Annotated in this window: 2 protein-coding genes; both read left to right on the top strand. The window is 52.8% G+C overall.

The annotated features are described in order from the left end of the window. The first annotated feature begins 1547 nt into the window (after positions 1-1547). A complete protein-coding gene (locus tag GS429_RS16790; RefSeq protein WP_160066505.1) occupies positions 1548-1946 on the top strand; it encodes a hypothetical protein in 399 nt (132 codons plus the stop codon). Positions 1947-2026: 80 nt separating this feature from the next. Continuing rightward, a complete protein-coding gene (locus tag GS429_RS16785; protein WP_160066504.1) occupies positions 2027-2380 on the top strand; it encodes a hypothetical protein in 354 nt (117 codons plus the stop codon). The last annotated feature ends 112 nt before the right edge of the window (positions 2381-2492 follow it).

Raw genomic sequence — 2492 nt, 5'->3', positions numbered from 1 at the left:
ACTCACCATCTCTCTTCACGATCAGCGGCGGTCGCTTACCGTTGAGGTTGCGGTTTCAGTACCGAACTTTGTGAGGTACTGAGTTTTGATTTCGTAGCAGCAGTTTTGCCTTGTCCTGCTTTGCCGTGGAGAAACACGTTGTTTGCGCCGACTCCCCGTGCAGCAGGAGCTAGCGACATATGCAGATTTTCCATTTCATCTGTTCGTTCCGGGAGATCATCAGGGTGGTACTCTTCTCGGAGTACTTCTTCTCGCCGAAATATAGACGAGACGTTTGAAAATTGAGTCATATTTAGAGACTCTGATGTATTGTAATAAAACCTTTGTTTCAGTAATGTCTCGAAAGTCTTCAACGAAATATTTCAGTAGAAATAGCTGGAGACACCCACCACCGTTTCAGGAATTCTCGGATGAGAGGGAAGGTGAGCATAGATGCGGTTATAATTCACCGCACTGTGCGAAAAACGGGATTTGGATTGTGTAACTGTTGTTCAGTAGAATAGCTACTTCACCAACCCATATAATAACATATAACTGTTTTGTTTAGTAGTAGTTAATGTGGGTGTAGAAAACGTCTAGAGCCGATATATAACATATTTTCCCTCCAGAATTTCTTGTTTATACGTGTAGCATCTCAACAGGTACCCGCTACGGGCCTCGCGTTCCCTTACTTCCTGAAAATTGCTGAAACGGTGGTGTGTGTCATCCTATACTGTTAGACAGAACGACGTGAAGCCGATCGTTCTGTTGGAGTCGTCACCGTCGGCGACGACCCCGAATTCACGATCGGTTTCGTATTGACTGCTGTCCGATAGTATATTTGACGGCCTTATTACAGTCCCCTAGGAGTGAATAAATAGTGATTAACGGCAATTGTCTGGCGTTTCTGTATGTTTGCGAGCCAGCAAATTCCTGAAACGGTGGTGGGTAAAGATAGTCACTAACAATCAGCTACTCAATCTTCCACCTTCACCACCTTACCCTAAATTGCTGAAACCGTGGTGTGTGTATACGTCTGAACTTCGGTAGTAAATAAAGCGAACCCATATAATACTGGATATAATGAGTGGGTATCTATAATATAGTCGTTCTCAGCCACTGCACCGAAGTCATCTTCAGCGCTGGTCACAGCGACTGCTATCTCCGCTTACAACTTTCGGTCAACTCGCGATGACGTACTCCTCGCCTCGCTGTTCGACGAGACCGCACTCGAGAGCGAATCGAGCAAACTCAACACCGAGAGTTTTGGCAGTGACAGTATCGTTCCGGGTTCCTCCATCGTTGCACCGCCAATTGCCTCAAGACAGACGTAGGCGAGTTTCACCTGCGCCGAATCGAGGTCGGTGAGAACCAGTTCGAACGGAGTGTAGTCGGAATTCTTATGAACTCATTGTCACCAACAGCGCCCTCCGTTCGGAAATACACGAAACGCGACTATCGAACCGAGAGCGAAAGGAGGCTTCCCGTATTCTGAACAGCCTCGAACGAAGCCGCTAGCGGACCGACGGAAGTTTTAGGCGCGTCCCGCAAATCTCGAGTCACGACCGATGACCCGCGACCGACCCACTCCGCCGGCCGGCCTCGATCGAGAGAGCGCCGAACTGCTGGCGATGCTCGAGGATCGGGATGCCGAAACGCTCCGCGCCGTCGGGGGCTACCTCGAGGAACTCGCGGCGTGGAAGGCGTCTCGAGCGGGCGACGGACGGGAGCACGAGCAGTCCGAGGTCTCTGATACTGGTACTGAAACAGCTACTGGTACTGATACCAACCCTGAACCCACCGCGGACGACAACGATGTGGACAATACTGAGGAAGCCGATCTCGAGTACCCAGACGACGTTCCGGAGCGAGCGAGCGTCACGGTCAAGGAAATCGGCGGAACGACCTACCACTACTATCAGTGGCGCGACGGCGACAGAATCGAGTCGAAGACGATCCGCCGATAACGCCGATCGAACTCTCGAGTCGAGCGGCAGGACGTGTCTCGTGGACAACAGTTATGCGGATCGACAGAGAAGGAGCAGCTATGCTCGAGACCGTCTACGGGCTCGTCTCGCTCGTATTCGTTCTCGGCGGCGTCCTCGTCGCCGTCGAATACCGGTCGTATACCGACGAGCAGCGGGCTCGAGCACCATTGCTGTCGAGAGCGTACCTCGGCTGTGCGGTGGCGCTGTGTCTCGGCGGCGCGGGCGGGCTAGCGTGGCTCGTGAGTGGCGGAAACGTCTGGACGATGAGTGCCATCGTAACGCTGATCGGTGCACTCCCGTGTTTCGTCCAGTTCCTGCTTCACCGGAAGCTGGACGTCCAGCGGAGTCCCCTGGCCGACCGTCTCGGTGACGCCGTCGCTCGAACGGTCAACGCCCCCGACCACGAGCGCTAGCGGGAGTGTCCGCGCTCGAGTAGAAAGATCTGCTCTGTTGAATAGCGATCTAATCCGCCGATATCACTAGCTTAGAAGGATGAAGCCGAGGAATTCGATTCTGTCTATGGAA

It is taken from the genome of Natronorubrum halalkaliphilum (assembly GCF_009834785.1).
GTDB classification, from domain to species: domain Archaea; phylum Halobacteriota; class Halobacteria; order Halobacteriales; family Natrialbaceae; genus Natronorubrum; species Natronorubrum halalkaliphilum.
This window is presented reverse-complemented; position numbering and strand designations above follow the sequence as displayed.